A 14,841-nucleotide genomic window follows, 5' to 3' on the forward strand; every position below is an offset into this window, starting at 1 on the left:
CTATGCCACATTTCTACGCTGAATGTACCGACAATATCCGCCAACAGGCCGATCTTCCGGCGTTATTTGCCAAGGTGAACGCCGCACTGGCCGATACCGGTATTTTCCCCATCGGCGGGATCCGCAGTCGCGCAATCTGGTTAGACACTTGGCAAATGGCGGATGGGAAGCATGATTACGCCTTTGTGCATATGACGCTAAAAATCGGCAGCGGACGCAGTCTGGAAAGCCGCCAGCAGGTTGGTGAAATGCTATTCGAGCTCATTAAAACCCACTTCGCCGCGCTGATGGAAAGTCGTTATCTAGCACTGTCGTTCGAAATTGAAGAGCTGCACCCACAGCTAAATTACAAACAAAACAACGTGCATGCGCTGTTTAAGTCTTAGTTGAAAGCACTCGCCCCACTCTGCCACTGCGTTGATAGGCTGAAGGTTCGGGGCTTGAAGGCACGATAAAAACAAAAAGGATCAACCATGACATCGCCTTTCACCACCGGCATATCGCGCGGATTATTGCGCCATCAGGCCTATATCAACGGGCATTGGCAAAGCGCGGCCGATGGACGCTCCTTTTCAGTGCTCAATCCCGCCAACGGTGACACCATCGCCGAGGTCAGCGATTTATCTGGCGTTGAAACCGAACAGGCTATTCAGGCCGCGGCTGAAGCGCTGCCCGCATGGCGTAAACACACCGCTAAGCAACGTAGCCAGATTTTGCAACGCTGGTTCCAATTGATTATGCAAAATCAGGCCGAACTTGCGGAGCTATTAAGCTTAGAGCAAGGAAAACCACAGGCTGAGGCGATGGGGGAAATCGCCTACGGTGCCAGTTTTATCGAATGGTTTGCCGAAGAGGGAAAGCGAACTTACGGCGAAACAATTCCGTCACCGTTGCCCGGCCGACGAATCAGCACGATTAAACAGCCAGTGGGTGTGGTGGCTGCCATTACACCATGGAACTTCCCCAACGCGATGATTACCCGCAAAGTCGCCCCAGCGCTGGCGGCAGGCTGTACCGTTGTATTGAAGCCAGCACCGGAAACGCCGTTATCAGCACTCGCGCTGGCGGTGCTAGCACACGAAGCAGGCCTACCTGCTGGCGTGTTTAATATCGTCACCGGCACCGATGCCGCCGCCATTGGCAACGTGCTAACCCAAAGCCCTATCGTACGTAAATTGTCCTTCACCGGTTCTACCCGTATTGGCAAGTTACTGATGGAACAAAGCGCTGCGACGGTAAAAAAACTGTCATTGGAACTCGGCGGCAACGCGCCGTTTATCGTATTTGACGATGCCGATCTCGACGCCGCCGTACAAGGCGCTCTCGCGGCAAAATTTCGTAATAGTGGACAAACCTGCGTTTGCGCCAATCGCATTCTGGTGCAAGACGGCATCTATGATGAATTCGCCCAGCGCCTGACGCGTGCGGTAAATGAGCTTCGCGTAGGCCCTGCCAGTGAGCCCGCATCACAGCAAGGACCGCTGATTAATCAGGCGGCTATCGACAAAGTGCAGGCGCATGTGACTGACGCGGTTTCTCACGGTGCCCGCATCCTTACCGGCGGCAAAAAGCATCCATTGGGCGGACTCTTTTACCTACCCACGGTACTCCGCGACGTTAATGAATCCATGCGAGTGGCACACGAAGAAACCTTCGGCCCCGTAGCCCCACTCTTCAAATTTCATGATGAAGCCGACGCGATTCGGTTAGCGAATCAAACCGAATCCGGTCTTGCCGCCTATTTCTATTCGCGCGACATCGGACGCATCTATCGCGTCGCTGAAGCACTGGAAAGCGGAATGGTCGGCATCAACGAAGGGCTGATTTCTAACGAAGTCGCCCCGTTTGGCGGTATCAAGCAATCCGGGCTTGGGCGTGAAGGTTCACGCTACGGCATTGAGGATTATCTGGAAGTGAAATATCTCTGCTTTGGCGGAATTGAGAACAACTGAGGTGCCTATGTCGGCAAAAAACGCAATGTTAGATAAAGCAACAATCAGCCAGATCGCGCATCGCCTACATCGGGCTGAGCAAAGCCGTGAGCAGATCCGCCAAATTTCACTCGATCACCCGCAGATCACAATTGAAGATGCCTATGCGATCCAGCGTCAGTGGGTTGATCTGAAAATCGACCAAGGGCGTGTACTCAAGGGTCACAAGATCGGCCTAACATCCAAAGCGATGCAGGCTAGCTCACAGATTAGCGAACCCGACTATGGCGCTCTGCTCGATGACATGTTCTTCCAAGACGGTAGCGATATTCCCATCGACAACTTCATCGTGCCACGTATTGAGGTCGAGCTGGCATTCGTTTTAGCAAAACCGCTTCGAGGCCCCAATTGCACGCTGTTTGACGTCTACAACGCAACGGATTATGTCATCCCTGCACTGGAGTTGATTGACGCACGTTGCCACAATATTGACCCCGAAACCCAGCGTCCGCGCAAGGTATTCGACACCATCTCAGATAACGCCGCCAACGCCGGTGTGATTCTTGGCGGTCGCCCAATTAAGCCGGATGAACTCGATCTCCGTTGGATTAGCGCGCTGATGTATCGCAACGGTGTGATTGAAGAATCGGGCGTCGCCGCTGCGGTGCTTAATCATCCGGCCAACGGCGTGGCTTGGCTGGCAAACAAACTGGCCGCCCACGATGTTCAGCTTGAGGCAGGACAAATCATTCTGGGGGGCTCCTTCACTCGACCTGTTCCGGCGCGTCGCGGTGATACCTTCCACGTTGACTACGGCAATATGGGCTGCATTAGCTGCCGCTTTGTATAAGGAAAATGTCATGTCCTCAGCCTCCCTACATAACAGCTTTAAACAAGCCCTTAAAGAAGGGCGCCCGCAGATTGGTTTATGGCTTGGTTTGTGCAGCAGCTATAGCGCGGAATTACTGGCAGGGGCCGGTTTCGACTGGCTATTAATTGACGGTGAGCACGCCCCTAATAACGTACAGACCGTGTTGACCCAACTTCAAGCTATCGCGCCCTACCCTAGCCAACCGGTAGTGCGTCCGTCTTGGAATGATGCCGTACAGATCAAACAACTGCTTGATATCGGTGCGCAAACGCTGTTGGTGCCGATGGTGCAAAATGCCGATGAAGCCCGTGCCGCCGTTCGCGCCACACGATATCCACCACAGGGAATTCGCGGCGTAGGCAGCGCGCTAGCTAGAGCTTCACGCTGGAATCGCGTTCCCGATTATTTGCAGTTGGCTAACGAACAAATGTGCGTTCTGGTGCAAATCGAAACCCGTGAAGCCCTGCGTAACCTGCCGCAGATTTTGGACGTTGAAGGCGTTGATGGCGTATTTATCGGCCCTGCCGATCTCAGCGCGGATATGGGGTTTGCCGGAAATCCTCAGCATCCCGAAGTCAAAAGCGCCATCGAACATGCCATTTTGCAGATTAAATCCGCAAACAAAGCGCCGGGAATTCTGATGGCGGCACCTGATGTGGCCGAACATTACCTCAAACTCGGCGCGCTATTCGTCGCCGTGGGGGTAGACACCACCTTACTCGCTCGCGCCGCAGAAGCATTAGCGGCACGGTTTGGCGCAGGTAAAGGTAATGAGCCTCCGGCTCCCGCTAGCGTGTACTGAGTTCATTCTGAGAGGAAAGACAAATGAGCGATTCATCATCAGCGGTAACCCATGAGGCCAACCCAGCTCATCGGCATAAAAACCTGACCGCACAGCAGCAAAGCGTTATCAACAAACTGTTTCGCCGCCTGATCGTATTTTTATTCGTGTTGTTTGTATTTTCATTCCTTGACCGCATCAATATCGGCTTCGCCGGTTTGACGATGGGGAAAGATCTCGGACTGAGTTCCACCATGTTCGGGCTGGCAACCACCCTGTTTTACGCCACTTATGTGATTTTCGGTATTCCTAGCAATATCATGCTGGGCATCGTCGGCGCACGGCGCTGGATAGCCACAATTATGGTGCTATGGGGGATCGCCTCTACCGCAACCATGTTTGCTACTGGCCCTCACAGTTTGTATGTTCTGCGCATGATTGTGGGGATCACCGAAGCGGGCTTTTTACCTGGCGTGCTGGTGTATCTCACCTACTGGTTTCCTGCCTATTTTCGCGCACGCGCTAACGCGTTATTTATGATTGCTATGCCTGTCACCACTGCGCTCGGTTCACTGGTTTCCGGCTATATTTTATCGCTCGACGGCATCATGAGCTTAAAAGGCTGGCAGTGGCTATTCTTATTGGAAGGTTTTCCCTCCGTTTTGCTCGGTATCGTCGTTTGGTTCTATTTGGATGACAAACCGTCTAAAGCGAAGTGGCTAAGCAAAGAAGATAAAGACTGCCTACAAGAAATGATGGACAGCGATAATCTTCAGTTAGTACAGCCAGAAGGAGCCCGTAGCCATAGCGCCTTGCAGCAGCCCAGCATGTGGCGCGAAGTTTTTACCCCTATCGTCCTGATGTATACGCTGGCTTATTTCTGTCTCACCAATACGCTGAGCGCTATCAGCATTTGGACACCCCAGATCATGCAGAGCTTTAACCAATCCAGTAGCAATATCACGATTGGTCTGCTGGCAGCCATTCCACAGTTTTGTACCATCGCGGGAATGATTTGGTGGAGCAAACACTCAGACCGCATGCAGGAGCGCAAGCACCATACCGCGCTTCCGTTCCTGTTCGCAGCCGTAGGCTGGCTGCTCGCGTCTGCCACCGATCACAGCATGATCCAACTACTGGGGATCGTAATGGCGTCTACCGGCTCTTTTAGCGCCATGGCGATCTTCTGGACAACGCCCGATCAATCGATCAGCTTCCGCGCCCGCGCCGTGGGGATCGCCGTGATTAACGCCACGGGCAACGTTGGCTCAGCAGTAAGCCCGCTGCTGATTGGTTGGCTGAAAGATCAAACCGGAAACTTTAATTCGGGACTCTATTTTGTCGCAGGGCTGCTCGTGATCGGCGCCATTATTATCTGGCTGATCCCGATGAAAGGATCACGTCCAAGAGCGACGCCGTAGGTTTCTGTTGCTCCCCTAATGACAAGGTTCGAGGCATTGGGGGAGCAAAAGCCAAAGAGTAAAAGGAGAAATCCATGAGCCAAATTACTAATATCGATATCAGCAAAGACTATGACGAAACACAGGGCTCAGACGACGTTCATTATCAGTCTTTTGCCCGAATGGCGGCATTTTTTGGTCGTGATATGAAGCCACACCGTCACGACAGCTTCTTTCAGATGCACTTCCTGAATACAGGTCAAATCGAGCTACAGCTAGACGATCATCGCTATTCGGTACAGGCCCCGCTATTTGTGCTCACGCCACCTTCGGTGCCCCATGCGTTCTTCACTGAGCCTGACAGCGATGGTCACGTACTCACGGTACGCCAAGAGTTAATCTGGCCGCTGCTGGAAGTACTCTATCCCGGTAAGCGCGATGCTTTCGATCTGCCCGGTATTTGCCTATCGCTGTCTGACAAACCGCAGGAACTGGCGGCACTTGAACACTACTGGACCTTGATTGCGCGTGAATCGGTCAACGATTTAGGTGGGCGTGAACATACGCTGGTACTTTTAGCCCAAGCCGTTTTTACCCTTTTGCTCAGGAACGTCCCTCTGGATGAACAGGCATCATGCGGAATGCGTGGAGAAATGCGCGTGTTTCAGCGTTTTAATCAGCTCATTGACGATAACTTTAGACTGCACTGGTCAGTGCCAGAATATGCCAACAAGCTCGGCGTAACCGAATCCCGACTCACTGATATGTGTCGACGTTTTGCCAATCGTCCCCCCAAGCGCCTCATTTTCGATCGACAACTGCGCGAGGCCAAACGCCTGCTGTTGTTCAGCGACTACGCGGTCAGCGAAATTGCCTATCAGCTCGGATTTAAAGATCCGGCCTATTTTGCCCGATTTTTTAATCGGTTAGTCGGTAGTTCACCGAGTGCCTATCGCGCTGAGCAGATTGCCGTCTCCCACTGATCCAGCTCAAAATTTGTGCTGGATCACATTCCTCAGACAAACCCTGCTCCTCGTCCGAAAAGTACCAGCAATTACCTCAAAAGTATCTTCCCGAAAGCTGATATAAACGCTTCAATTAAGAAACAAAAACAAAACAATAAATTAACAAACAACGATAGAATGCCTAATACAGAGCAGCCATCGTTCTCTGCCCTTACTCCGAGGTAAACATGAAACCAGAAGATTTTCGTGCCGACAACAAGCGCCCGTTAACCGGTGAAGAGTACCTGAAAAGCCTGCAAGATGGTCGCGAGATCTATATCTACGGCGAGCGTGTAAAAGATGTCACCACTCATCCAGCTTTCCGCAACGCCGCCGCCTCAGTAGGTCAGCTTTACGATGCGCTGCATAAGCCTGAGATGCAGGATAAACTCTGCTGGGGTACTGATACCGGCAGCGGCGGTTATACCCATAAGTTCTTCCGTTTCGCCAAAAGCAGCGATGACTTACGTCAACAGCGCGATGCCATCGCCGAATGGTCGCGTTTGAGCTATGGCTGGATGGGCCGTACGCCTGATTACAAGGCCGCGTTCGGTAGCGCCCTAGGTGCAAACCCGGCGTTTTATGGTCAGTTCGAGGACAACGCCCGCAACTGGTATAAGCGCATTCAAGAAACCGGTCTTTATTTCAACCATGCCATCGTTAATCCACCGATTGATCGCCATAAGCCTGCTGATGAAGTGAAAGATGTTTATATCAAGCTGGAAAAAGAGACCGACGCAGGCATTATCGTTAGCGGTGCTAAAGTGGTTGCAACCAACTCAGCGCTGACCCACTACAACATGATTGGTTTCGGTTCGGCACAGGTGATGGGGGAAAATCCTGACTTCGCGCTGATGTTCGTCGCCCCAATGGACGCCGACGGAGTCAAACTTATCTCTCGTGCATCATATGAAATGGTCGCAGGCGCCACCGGCTCGCCGTATGACTACCCGCTATCCAGTCGTTTTGATGAAAATGATGCGATTTTAGTCATGGACAAGGTGCTGATCCCATGGGAAAACGTGCTGATTTATCGTGATTTCGACCGTTGCCGACGCTGGACAATGGAAGGCGGATTCGCCCGTATGTACCCGTTACAGGCCTGCGTGCGTTTAGCGGTTAAACTTGATTTCATTACCGCATTGCTGAAGAAAAGCTTGGAATGTACCGGAACCTCTGAATTCCGTGGCGTGCAGGCCGATCTGGGTGAAGTGGTCGCATGGCGTAATATGTTCTGGGCTCTGAGTGACTCGATGTGCTCCGAAGCAACACCATGGGTTAACGGAGCCTATCTGCCAGATCACGCTGCTCTGCAAACTTACCGCGTGATGGCACCGATGGCTTATGCCAAGATCAAAAATATTATTGAGCGCAACGTCACCAGTGGCCTGATATATCTGCCCTCTAGCGCCCGTGATTTGAATAATCCCGAAATTGACAAATACCTTGCTCGCTATGTTCGCGGCTCAAACGGTATGGATCACGTCGAACGCATCAAAATTTTAAAACTGATGTGGGATGCCATCGGCAGTGAATTTGGTGGCCGCCATGAGCTATACGAAATCAACTACTCCGGCAGTCAAGACGAAATCCGTCTGCAATGTTTACGTCAGGCGCAATCCTCCGGCAACATGGATCGCATGATGGCCATGGTCGATCGCTGCCTGTCTGAATACGACCAGCACGGCTGGACAGTTCCACACCTGCACAACAATAACGACATTAATATGTTAGACAAGCTGCTGAAATAGTTCAGTAGCGGGAGGCCTGTATGTCTTTAGAAAATGAACACCGTCTGCGTTTTCGCGATGCGATGTCCAGCCTGTCGGCTGCCGTCAATATCGTTACCACCGATGGCCCTGCTGGCCGCTGTGGTATCACCGCAACCGCCGTCTGCTCGGTAACCGATACGCCACCGTCGCTGATGGTTTGTATCAATAGCAACAGCGCGATGAACCCTGTATTTCAAGAAAACGGTAAGCTGTGCGTTAACGTCCTTAACCATGAACAGGAGCTGATGGCGCGCCATTTTGCCGGCATGACGGGAACCAGTATGGAAGAGCGTTTTAGCTGGGACATATGGACTAAAGGCGTTCTGGGTCAACCGATGCTGCGTGGCACGCTAGCCAGCTTGGAAGGGGAAATCGAGCAAGTGCAAACCATCGGCACTCATCTGGTCTATCTGGTACAAATTAAACAAATTACCCTCAGCGAAGCCGGGCACGGGCTTATTTACTTTAAGCGCCACTTTCATCCGGTCATGCTAGAAGCGGTCGCGGTGTAAATTATTGCCAATAAGAAAAGCGCAGAGTGCAAGCTACTGCGCTTTTCTTTTTTTGGTAGATAACCAACAGATAAGTGCCCCAGCCGTTACTGCACATACACCAAGCCAAAACGTTGCAGGCAGCAACGAGGATAAAATCAACGAAGCGAATAACGCAGAAAGAATAGGTGTGAAATAAGACAGCGTCGCTAATAGATTAATATCCCCTTTAATCATGCCGATATTCCATGCGGCATAACCAAACCCCATTGCAGCCCCAGCCATCGCGATATAAAACGCGCTGTGCAAAGAAATAGTAAAGCTCTGCGCACCACCGAATAACCACTTGATCCACAAACATAGTGCCGTTAGGGCAAAAAATAACGCCGCGCCGTTCTGACCATTGGCATATTTGTTCGTCACGACACAATATACCGCCCAAAGAATAGCGCCAACAAACGCCAATATATAGCTGACGGGATGAGCAATAATATTGTCAGCCATACCGGAAAGTGAAGTGAGCGAACCGCCGTTGATCACGACCGTCACGCCTAAGAGTGAAAGTAGCACCCCGAGCAGTAGGCTAAGTTTTAACTTTCCCCCATTGCATAAGAAAGAAAGCAATACGGTAAAACTCGGCCATAAATAGTTAATAACTGAAACTTCAATAGATTGGGCACGCGTAGTGGCATAGCCAAGAGCCAGTGATAGACATATTTCATAGCTGGCAAATAGGGCGCCACCGGCAAACAAATAGGCGGGTTTGAACGCTCGTAGTTTAGGTGATCCCAGAAGAAGAAAAAGGAACACCGAGCCTGCGGTATAAATCAGGGCAGCCCCCGCTACGGCACCCACACCTTCACTAACGTTACGGATCAAACCGACGATAGTACTCCAGAGCAAAATGGCCAAAATCCCACACAAATTTGCCTTGGTTCTCGTGCTGTCCATGCTTTCCGCCCTGTATTCAATAAAGAGTAACTTCTGCTTTATAGCCAATTTTTTCTTGATAAAGAAATAGTTATATACGTAATACCCCGCTACAACAATCCTCCATTCTCACGCATTCTTATCCATAAATCCAACACCATTATTATGGTTATTATTCATCCCTTACTTAAATGGCCACCCATTATCATCCGCACACCCACGCGAATGAATTAACCTAAATAAATTCCTAACTTATAAAATCATTACCTTACTAATTAAATGAGAATGATAATGAGTATCATTTGATATCATTCTTTGCTAGCATTCTATCCGCAACAAATGCAGTTCAATCCAATGAAAAAAATAAAACGGAGGCTCCGCATAGCATTTGCGGAAAACTTTATGGCACAGGTACATCCTTTTTACAGCAAACTAAGCGCAATGCAAAAAATCGCCGGAACTATTTTATTAAGTGCGGGAACGGCCGGATTTGCATATGCAGATACACTTATTAATACAGCTGAAAACATGCCGCCCAACGTTTCAACAGGGGAAATTTCATCGCTGGACCTTTCTATTTTCGGCATGTATCAACAGGCTGACATTGTGGTGAAAAGTGTCATGATTGGCTTATTGGTGATATCCGTCATTACTTGGACGATCCTATTTGCCAAAGGCATCGCCTTACTGCGCGCCAAACGCAAATTACAGCAAGAATATCGCCTGTTATTTCCCTCACTTTCATTAACTACCGCCTGTGAGTTATCTCAATCCTTCGAGAAAGACAGCATCAGTGCTGCTCTACTGAACGATGCACAGGATGAAAAGCAGCTCTCTGCACAGATGCTGGATCTCAACGGAATTAAAGACCGCGCTAATTTCCGCCTCGATCGCCGAGTGGCGGCGTATGGACGTTCACTTGCGAAAGGCAACGGCTATTTAGCCACCATCGGTGCCGTTGCTCCGTTTATCGGTCTCTTTGGCACTGTTTGGGGCATTATGAATAGCTTTATCGGTATTGCCCATTCACAAACAACCAATCTAGCCGTAGTTGCCCCAGGTATTGCCGAGGCATTGCTCGCCACCGCAATGGGTCTAATTGCCGCTATTCCTGCCGTGGTCATTTATAACCTGTTCAACCGTCTGATCGGCGAACACCGAGCACAGGTGGGAGACGCCGCTGCGCAAGTGCTCTTGCTGCTAAGCCGCGATCTGGATTTGAACGCTGCCAACCAGCATCAAGGGTAAAAAACCTATGGCACTGCAAATCAAAGATTATGCCAACGGCGGCGCTGACGATAACGCAGAACTCCACGATATCAACGTCACACCTTTCATCGATGTGATGCTGGTTCTACTGATTATTTTTATGGTGGCGGCACCTCTGGCCACCGTGGACATCCGCGTTAATTTACCGGCCTCTTCGGCTCAGCCGCAGCCACGCCCAGATAAACCGGTATACCTAACGATTAAAGCGGATAAGCAGCTCTATCTTGGTGACACGCTGACCACCAGCGATAACCTCAGCGTGCAGCTCGATGAGCAGACAAAGGCGGATAAAGACACCACGATCTTCCTACAGGCCGATCAGGCCGTGGACTACGCCACTCTGATGTCTGTCATGGATGCGCTGCGTAACGCGGGTTATCTCAAGGTAGGGTTGGTCAGTCTGGAATCTGCAACATCCTAATTTTCGTTTAATTATCAAGAATAGCGGTGATGACTCGCCGCATTAGGCAAAACAATGAGCACAAAATTTAGCCTTAAGTCTTTGATTATATTAGCCACATTAGCACTCAGTGCATGCAGCCAACCAACATTGACACTTCCCTCACGCCCATCGGCGCTGAAAGAGATTGAAACCACGGGCAAAATCATCGATTTACGCAGTGGAGATAGCATAACTAGCCAACAACTGCTCACACAGTTAGCGAGCGCACCACGGCTCATCGTGGGTGAAAAACACGATAATGAGAAACACCACCTGATTGAAATGTGGCTGATTAAAAACCTGCCCCAACAGCGCCTACAGGGTAGTGTGCTCCTAGAAATGCTGACGGCTAATCAACAGCCACGTGTGGATCAGCTAAAGCAATGGCTAAAAGACGATCCCATGGTACGCGAAGGACGTATTCAACACTTACTCAATTGGGAACAAGGCTGGCCGTGGGAGATGTATCACGGTGTTGTAATGCAAGCCTTGCGCGCGCCCTACCCGCTTTTGGTCGCCAATATCAACCGTGATCGGGTGCAGGATTTATACAAAAACCCACGTATTCCCGTTGGAAAAATCTCGACCGCACCTGACGTCCAAAACGCCATACGAGAAACCATCACTAACATGCATGATGGAAAAATCGATCAGACACAGCTCAACGCCATGTTAGCGATTCAGCAGCAGCGCGACCGTTTTATGGCACAACAGTTACTGGCGGCACCGGCTCCTGCCCTGCTGATCGCCGGTGGGTATCATGCGGCAAAACAGATGGGGGTTCCTTTGCACATGCAAGATTTAGCCCCTGCGTCACGCCCCGTCGTTTTGATGCTGGCAGAAACGGGGATGAATATCACCTTCGCCCAGGCCGACTACGTTTGGTACGTACCACTGCCAGAGGCTAACTCACTCGCGGGGTTATGATGGATATTCTCTACGGTACGCAACCTAAATGGGGCCGCTGGTTTGTTTTTACACTGACCCTACACGGTCTGATTTTGCTGGCACTAGTCTGGCGTAATGCCGATGCCTATCAGCCTTACCAGCCACCTCCAGCAGTGATGTTGCAGTGGTCAGAGGCCATTGAAGCGCCAGCCTCTCCACTTCCGCTTCCTATCGGTATCGCTCAGCAACAGCAATCTGCGGCAGCCGAAGAGAAACAGCAGGCAGAAGATAAGGAGCAGCCGAAGCTTGTTCTGGCTAAAGATGCCAAAATCGAAGTGGCTAAGCAGAAAAAATCGACCGAGGGTGAAAAGAAAAAACCACGTCCGGTGCGCAAGATAAAAGACCAAACCAGCGACGCGAGTCAGGCTGCGGTGGCAAGCAATGCTGCGCCACAGGCCAACACGCTATCGTCACGCATCGCAGCCCCCTTTAATAGCGATGCTAGCCGCCATAACAGCGAAAAAGTGACATGGGAAAGCTTGGTTAAAGGCCATCTGAATCGCTATAAAAAATATCCCACGGATGCACGCCGTCGTGCCAGAACCGGGCAAGCCATAGTGACGTTTACCGTCAATGCCTCAGGGCGAGTGCAAGGTAATCAGCTCCATACATCATCGGGGACGATTTCGTTAGATCGCGAAGCACTAGCCGTATTGGAGCGTGCTCAACCGCTGCCTAAGCCTCCGGCTGAGATATTAAGCGATGGGCGATATAGCGTAACCATGCCCATCAATTTCGACTTGAACGAGCTCAGACAACCATGAGTTAGCGCTGCTCACACGGCCAAAAACCTATTCCATTTTCGATGCTGGAAATACTCCGGCAGGGCACCTTTTCGCCCGTAGAACCAAAAGGATCAACCATGTTCAGATCATGGCATCACGCTTTGCTAGCCCTGCTAGCAACGATATTGTCTTGGCAGACCGCCGCCGAACCTCAACCGCCTGTGGCTGCTGTCGTGCCGAAGGTGCTTACCGAACACAATGACCGACGCATAGACAACTACTTTTGGTTGCGCGATGACAGCCGTAGCGAGCCAAAAGTACTGCGCTATTTACAGGCTGAAAATCAGTATGCCGATGCCGTCCTACGGCCTTATCAAGCGCTGCGAGAAACGCTGTATCAGGAAATGGTTTCTCGCATGAAGCCTGAAGATAGCTCCGTTCCCTATCAACGCAATGGCTATCGCTATCAGGATGTCTATCTGGCCGGAAAAGATTTTGCACTTACCCAACGCCAACCCCTAGGCGGCAAGCTAATTTGGCAAACGTTGCTCGATGGTAATCAGCGTGCCGCGGGGCATGCTTATTACCGTTTGGGTGGCATAGCCATTAGCCAAGATAATCATATGATGGCCGTCGCCGAGGATTTTCAGGGGCGACGCCAATATCGCCTGTCGCTGCGAAATCTGCACAACGGAGCGTGGCTAACTGATGTCATTGAAAATACGTCCGGTAATATGCTGTGGTCCAATGACGGCAGCACGCTTTTTTATGTGCGCAATCATCCGCAAACGCTAATGCCCTATCAGGTGTATCAACATCGGATAGGAACGCCTTTGGCGCAAGATCGTTTGATCTATCAGGAAAATGACGGTGCGTTTTACCTCACCCTGTCGCGCCTAACGTCAGATCGCTATTTAGCAATAACGCTCGGCTCAAACACAACGTCGGAAGTACATCTGTTGGATGCCGATAATCCAGACGCACAGCCCGTGCTGTTTGCCGCCCGTCGCCAAGGCGTGGAGTATTACCTCGATCACTTTAACTCCACGTTTTATCTACGATCCAACCATGAAAATGCCAATTTTGGTTTATATCAGGCCAAGAACAACCACGATGTGTGGCAGCCACTCGTGGCGCCTCAGAACGATAACATGGTCGAAGGTTTTGCCCTGTTTCAGAACTGGCTGGTGGTTGCTGAACGCCGTGATGGGTTGAGCCAGATTCGTAAGATCAATTGGAAAACCCACGCCGAGCAAACGCTGGATTTCGACGACGCCAGTTACATGGCCTGGTTAGGCTACAACCCCGATTCGCAAACCCATCAGTTGCGTTACGGCTACTCATCCATGACCACGCCAACCAGCATCTATGCATGGGATTTGAACAGTGGGCAACGGACGCTACTCAAGCGTCAGGAAGTTAAAAATAGCCATCCGGCGGATTATCACAGCGAGCGCCTCTGGATCACCGCACGCGACGGCGTGAAAGTGCCAGTGTCATTGGTTTATAACCAGAAAATGTTTAAAGCAAAACAAAGCCCACTGTTGGTATATGGCTATGGTGCCTATGGCATGAGCATGGATCCCGCTTTTAGCGCACATCGTCTCAGCCTGTTAGACCGCGGTTTTGTGTTCGCCATGGTTCACGTACGCGGTGGCGGGGAGTTGGGACAACAGTGGTATCAACAAGGAAAGCTGGCGAATAAGCCAAATAGTTTCAACGACTTTATCGATGCGACCCAAGGCTTGGTTGCCCGCGGTTTTGGTCAGCCCGGCCGTCTATACGCCATGGGCGGCAGCGCGGGAGGGCTACTCGTTGGCGCGGTGATGAATCAACACCCCGAGCTGTTTAACGCCGTGGTTGCCCAAGTGCCTTTTGTCGATGTGGTTACTACCATGCTGGATGACTCATTGCCACTGACGCTAGGTGAATATGAAGAGTGGGGAAACCCACACCTTCTGGCTGACTACCAGCGAATGAAATCCTACAGCCCCTACGACAACATTAAACCTATGCATTACCCAAACCTGTTAGTAACTACCGGTTTACATGATTCACAGGTGCAATATTGGGAACCCGCTAAATGGGTCGCCAAGCTGCGCGCTAATCAATTGGGTTCAGGAAAAATATTGCTGTTAACAGATATGCAAGCTGGCCACGGAGGAAAATCAGGACGGCTTAAACGTTTGGAAGATACCGCGCTGGAATACAGCTTTATTTTGGCCGCGGATCGGCAGCAGTAGCTGCAACAAAATAACAATAAATTGATTTGTACAT

At 50.8% G+C, this 14,841-nt stretch carries 14 protein-coding genes; 13 read left to right on the top strand and 1 reads right to left on the bottom strand.

What is annotated here, in order from left to right:
• The first annotated feature begins 2 nt into the window (after positions 1 to 2).
• The 8 genes from K9N75_RS16855 to K9N75_RS16890 all read left to right on the top strand — a co-directional run bounded on the left by K9N75_RS16855 (position 3) and on the right by K9N75_RS16890 (position 8,271).
• Positions 3 to 386: a 5-carboxymethyl-2-hydroxymuconate Delta-isomerase gene (locus tag K9N75_RS16855; RefSeq protein WP_008814416.1), complete on the top strand. Its 384-nt coding sequence runs from the start codon at positions 3 to 5 to the stop codon at positions 384 to 386.
• A gap of 87 nt (positions 387 to 473) precedes the next feature.
• On the top strand, positions 474 to 1,952 hold the full coding sequence (locus tag K9N75_RS16860; protein ID WP_224451928.1) for an NAD-dependent succinate-semialdehyde dehydrogenase: 1,479 nt from the start codon (positions 474 to 476) through the stop codon (positions 1,950 to 1,952).
• Between the two features lie 25 nt (positions 1,953 to 1,977).
• Positions 1,978 to 2,781, top strand: coding sequence for a 2-oxo-hept-4-ene-1,7-dioate hydratase (hpaH, locus tag K9N75_RS16865; RefSeq protein WP_008814418.1), 804 nt, complete (start codon positions 1,978 to 1,980; stop codon positions 2,779 to 2,781).
• Between the two features lie 10 nt (positions 2,782 to 2,791).
• Positions 2,792 to 3,604 (top strand): 4-hydroxy-2-oxoheptanedioate aldolase, encoded by an 813-nt coding sequence (hpaI, locus tag K9N75_RS16870; protein WP_008814419.1) that lies wholly within the window; start codon positions 2,792 to 2,794, stop codon positions 3,602 to 3,604.
• 23 nt (positions 3,605 to 3,627) lie between these two features.
• Positions 3,628 to 5,004: a 4-hydroxyphenylacetate permease gene (hpaX, locus tag K9N75_RS16875; protein ID WP_004095486.1), complete on the top strand. Its 1,377-nt coding sequence runs from the start codon at positions 3,628 to 3,630 to the stop codon at positions 5,002 to 5,004.
• 74 nt (positions 5,005 to 5,078) lie between these two features.
• Positions 5,079 to 5,966 (top strand): 4-hydroxyphenylacetate catabolism regulatory protein HpaA, encoded by an 888-nt coding sequence (hpaA, locus tag K9N75_RS16880; RefSeq protein ID WP_039188439.1) that lies wholly within the window; start codon positions 5,079 to 5,081, stop codon positions 5,964 to 5,966.
• Between the two features lie 209 nt (positions 5,967 to 6,175).
• A complete protein-coding gene (gene hpaB, locus K9N75_RS16885) occupies positions 6,176 to 7,738 on the top strand; it encodes a 4-hydroxyphenylacetate 3-monooxygenase, oxygenase component (RefSeq protein ID WP_004095476.1) in 1,563 nt (520 codons plus the stop codon).
• A gap of 20 nt (positions 7,739 to 7,758) precedes the next feature.
• Positions 7,759 to 8,271, top strand: a complete 513-nt coding sequence (locus tag K9N75_RS16890) for a 4-hydroxyphenylacetate 3-monooxygenase reductase subunit (RefSeq protein WP_004095473.1) — start codon at positions 7,759 to 7,761, stop codon at positions 8,269 to 8,271.
• Positions 8,272 to 8,304: 33 nt separating this feature from the next.
• On the opposite strand, the gene yddG is transcribed toward K9N75_RS16890, so the two are convergent.
• On the bottom strand, positions 8,305 to 9,201 hold the full coding sequence (yddG, locus tag K9N75_RS16895; protein ID WP_224451929.1) for an aromatic amino acid DMT transporter YddG: 897 nt from the start codon (positions 9,199 to 9,201) through the stop codon (positions 8,305 to 8,307).
• A 381-nt stretch (positions 9,202 to 9,582) separates the two neighbouring features.
• Between yddG and exbB the strand changes: the two genes are divergently transcribed.
• From exbB to K9N75_RS16920, 5 genes are all read left to right on the top strand, one after another.
• A complete protein-coding gene (gene exbB, locus K9N75_RS16900; protein ID WP_094189167.1) occupies positions 9,583 to 10,428 on the top strand; it encodes a tonB-system energizer ExbB in 846 nt (281 codons plus the stop codon).
• 7 nt (positions 10,429 to 10,435) lie between these two features.
• Positions 10,436 to 10,870 carry a TonB system transport protein ExbD gene (exbD, locus tag K9N75_RS16905; protein ID WP_039188433.1) on the top strand — a complete coding sequence of 145 codons (435 nt, stop codon included), beginning with the start codon at positions 10,436 to 10,438 and terminating at the stop codon, positions 10,868 to 10,870.
• A gap of 54 nt (positions 10,871 to 10,924) precedes the next feature.
• Positions 10,925 to 11,818, top strand: a complete 894-nt coding sequence (locus tag K9N75_RS16910) for a ChaN family lipoprotein (RefSeq protein ID WP_185922317.1) — start codon at positions 10,925 to 10,927, stop codon at positions 11,816 to 11,818.
• Positions 11,815 to 12,603 (top strand): TonB family protein, encoded by a 789-nt coding sequence (locus K9N75_RS16915; RefSeq protein ID WP_224451930.1) that lies wholly within the window; start codon positions 11,815 to 11,817, stop codon positions 12,601 to 12,603. The genes K9N75_RS16910 and K9N75_RS16915 overlap by 4 nt, the downstream gene beginning before the upstream one ends.
• 98 nt (positions 12,604 to 12,701) lie before the next feature.
• The gene (locus K9N75_RS16920; protein WP_224451931.1) at positions 12,702 to 14,807 is read left to right on the top strand and encodes a S9 family peptidase; all 2,106 of its coding nucleotides are present in this window, start codon (positions 12,702 to 12,704) and stop codon (positions 14,805 to 14,807) included.
• Positions 14,808 to 14,841 lie beyond the last annotated feature (34 nt).

The sequence above is a fragment of the Hafnia paralvei genome, assembly GCF_020150375.1.
Taxonomy (GTDB): domain Bacteria; phylum Pseudomonadota; class Gammaproteobacteria; order Enterobacterales; family Enterobacteriaceae; genus Hafnia; species Hafnia paralvei.

Excerpts from the sequence above, each read along its gene's own strand:
- K9N75_RS16920 (WP_224451931.1), top strand. The coding sequence starts at position 12,702 with ATGTTCAGATCATGGCATCACGCTTTGCTAGCCCTGCTAGCAACGATA.
- hpaB (WP_004095476.1), top strand. The coding sequence starts at position 6,176 with ATGAAACCAGAAGATTTTCGTGCCGACAACAAGCGCCCGTTAACCGGT.
- K9N75_RS16890 (WP_004095473.1), top strand. The coding sequence starts at position 7,759 with ATGTCTTTAGAAAATGAACACCGTCTGCGTTTTCGCGATGCGATGTCC.
- hpaX (WP_004095486.1), top strand. The coding sequence starts at position 3,628 with ATGAGCGATTCATCATCAGCGGTAACCCATGAGGCCAACCCAGCTCAT.
- yddG (WP_224451929.1), bottom strand. The coding sequence starts at position 9,201 with ATGGACAGCACGAGAACCAAGGCAAATTTGTGTGGGATTTTGGCCATT.
- hpaA (WP_039188439.1), top strand. The coding sequence starts at position 5,079 with ATGAGCCAAATTACTAATATCGATATCAGCAAAGACTATGACGAAACA.
- exbD (WP_039188433.1), top strand. The coding sequence starts at position 10,436 with ATGGCACTGCAAATCAAAGATTATGCCAACGGCGGCGCTGACGATAAC.
- K9N75_RS16910 (WP_185922317.1), top strand. The coding sequence starts at position 10,925 with ATGAGCACAAAATTTAGCCTTAAGTCTTTGATTATATTAGCCACATTA.
- K9N75_RS16855 (WP_008814416.1), top strand. The coding sequence starts at position 3 with ATGCCACATTTCTACGCTGAATGTACCGACAATATCCGCCAACAGGCC.
- hpaH (WP_008814418.1), top strand. The coding sequence starts at position 1,978 with ATGTTAGATAAAGCAACAATCAGCCAGATCGCGCATCGCCTACATCGG.
- K9N75_RS16860 (WP_224451928.1), top strand. The coding sequence starts at position 474 with ATGACATCGCCTTTCACCACCGGCATATCGCGCGGATTATTGCGCCAT.
- K9N75_RS16915 (WP_224451930.1), top strand. The coding sequence starts at position 11,815 with ATGATGGATATTCTCTACGGTACGCAACCTAAATGGGGCCGCTGGTTT.
- hpaI (WP_008814419.1), top strand. The coding sequence starts at position 2,792 with ATGTCCTCAGCCTCCCTACATAACAGCTTTAAACAAGCCCTTAAAGAA.
- exbB (WP_094189167.1), top strand. The coding sequence starts at position 9,583 with ATGGCACAGGTACATCCTTTTTACAGCAAACTAAGCGCAATGCAAAAA.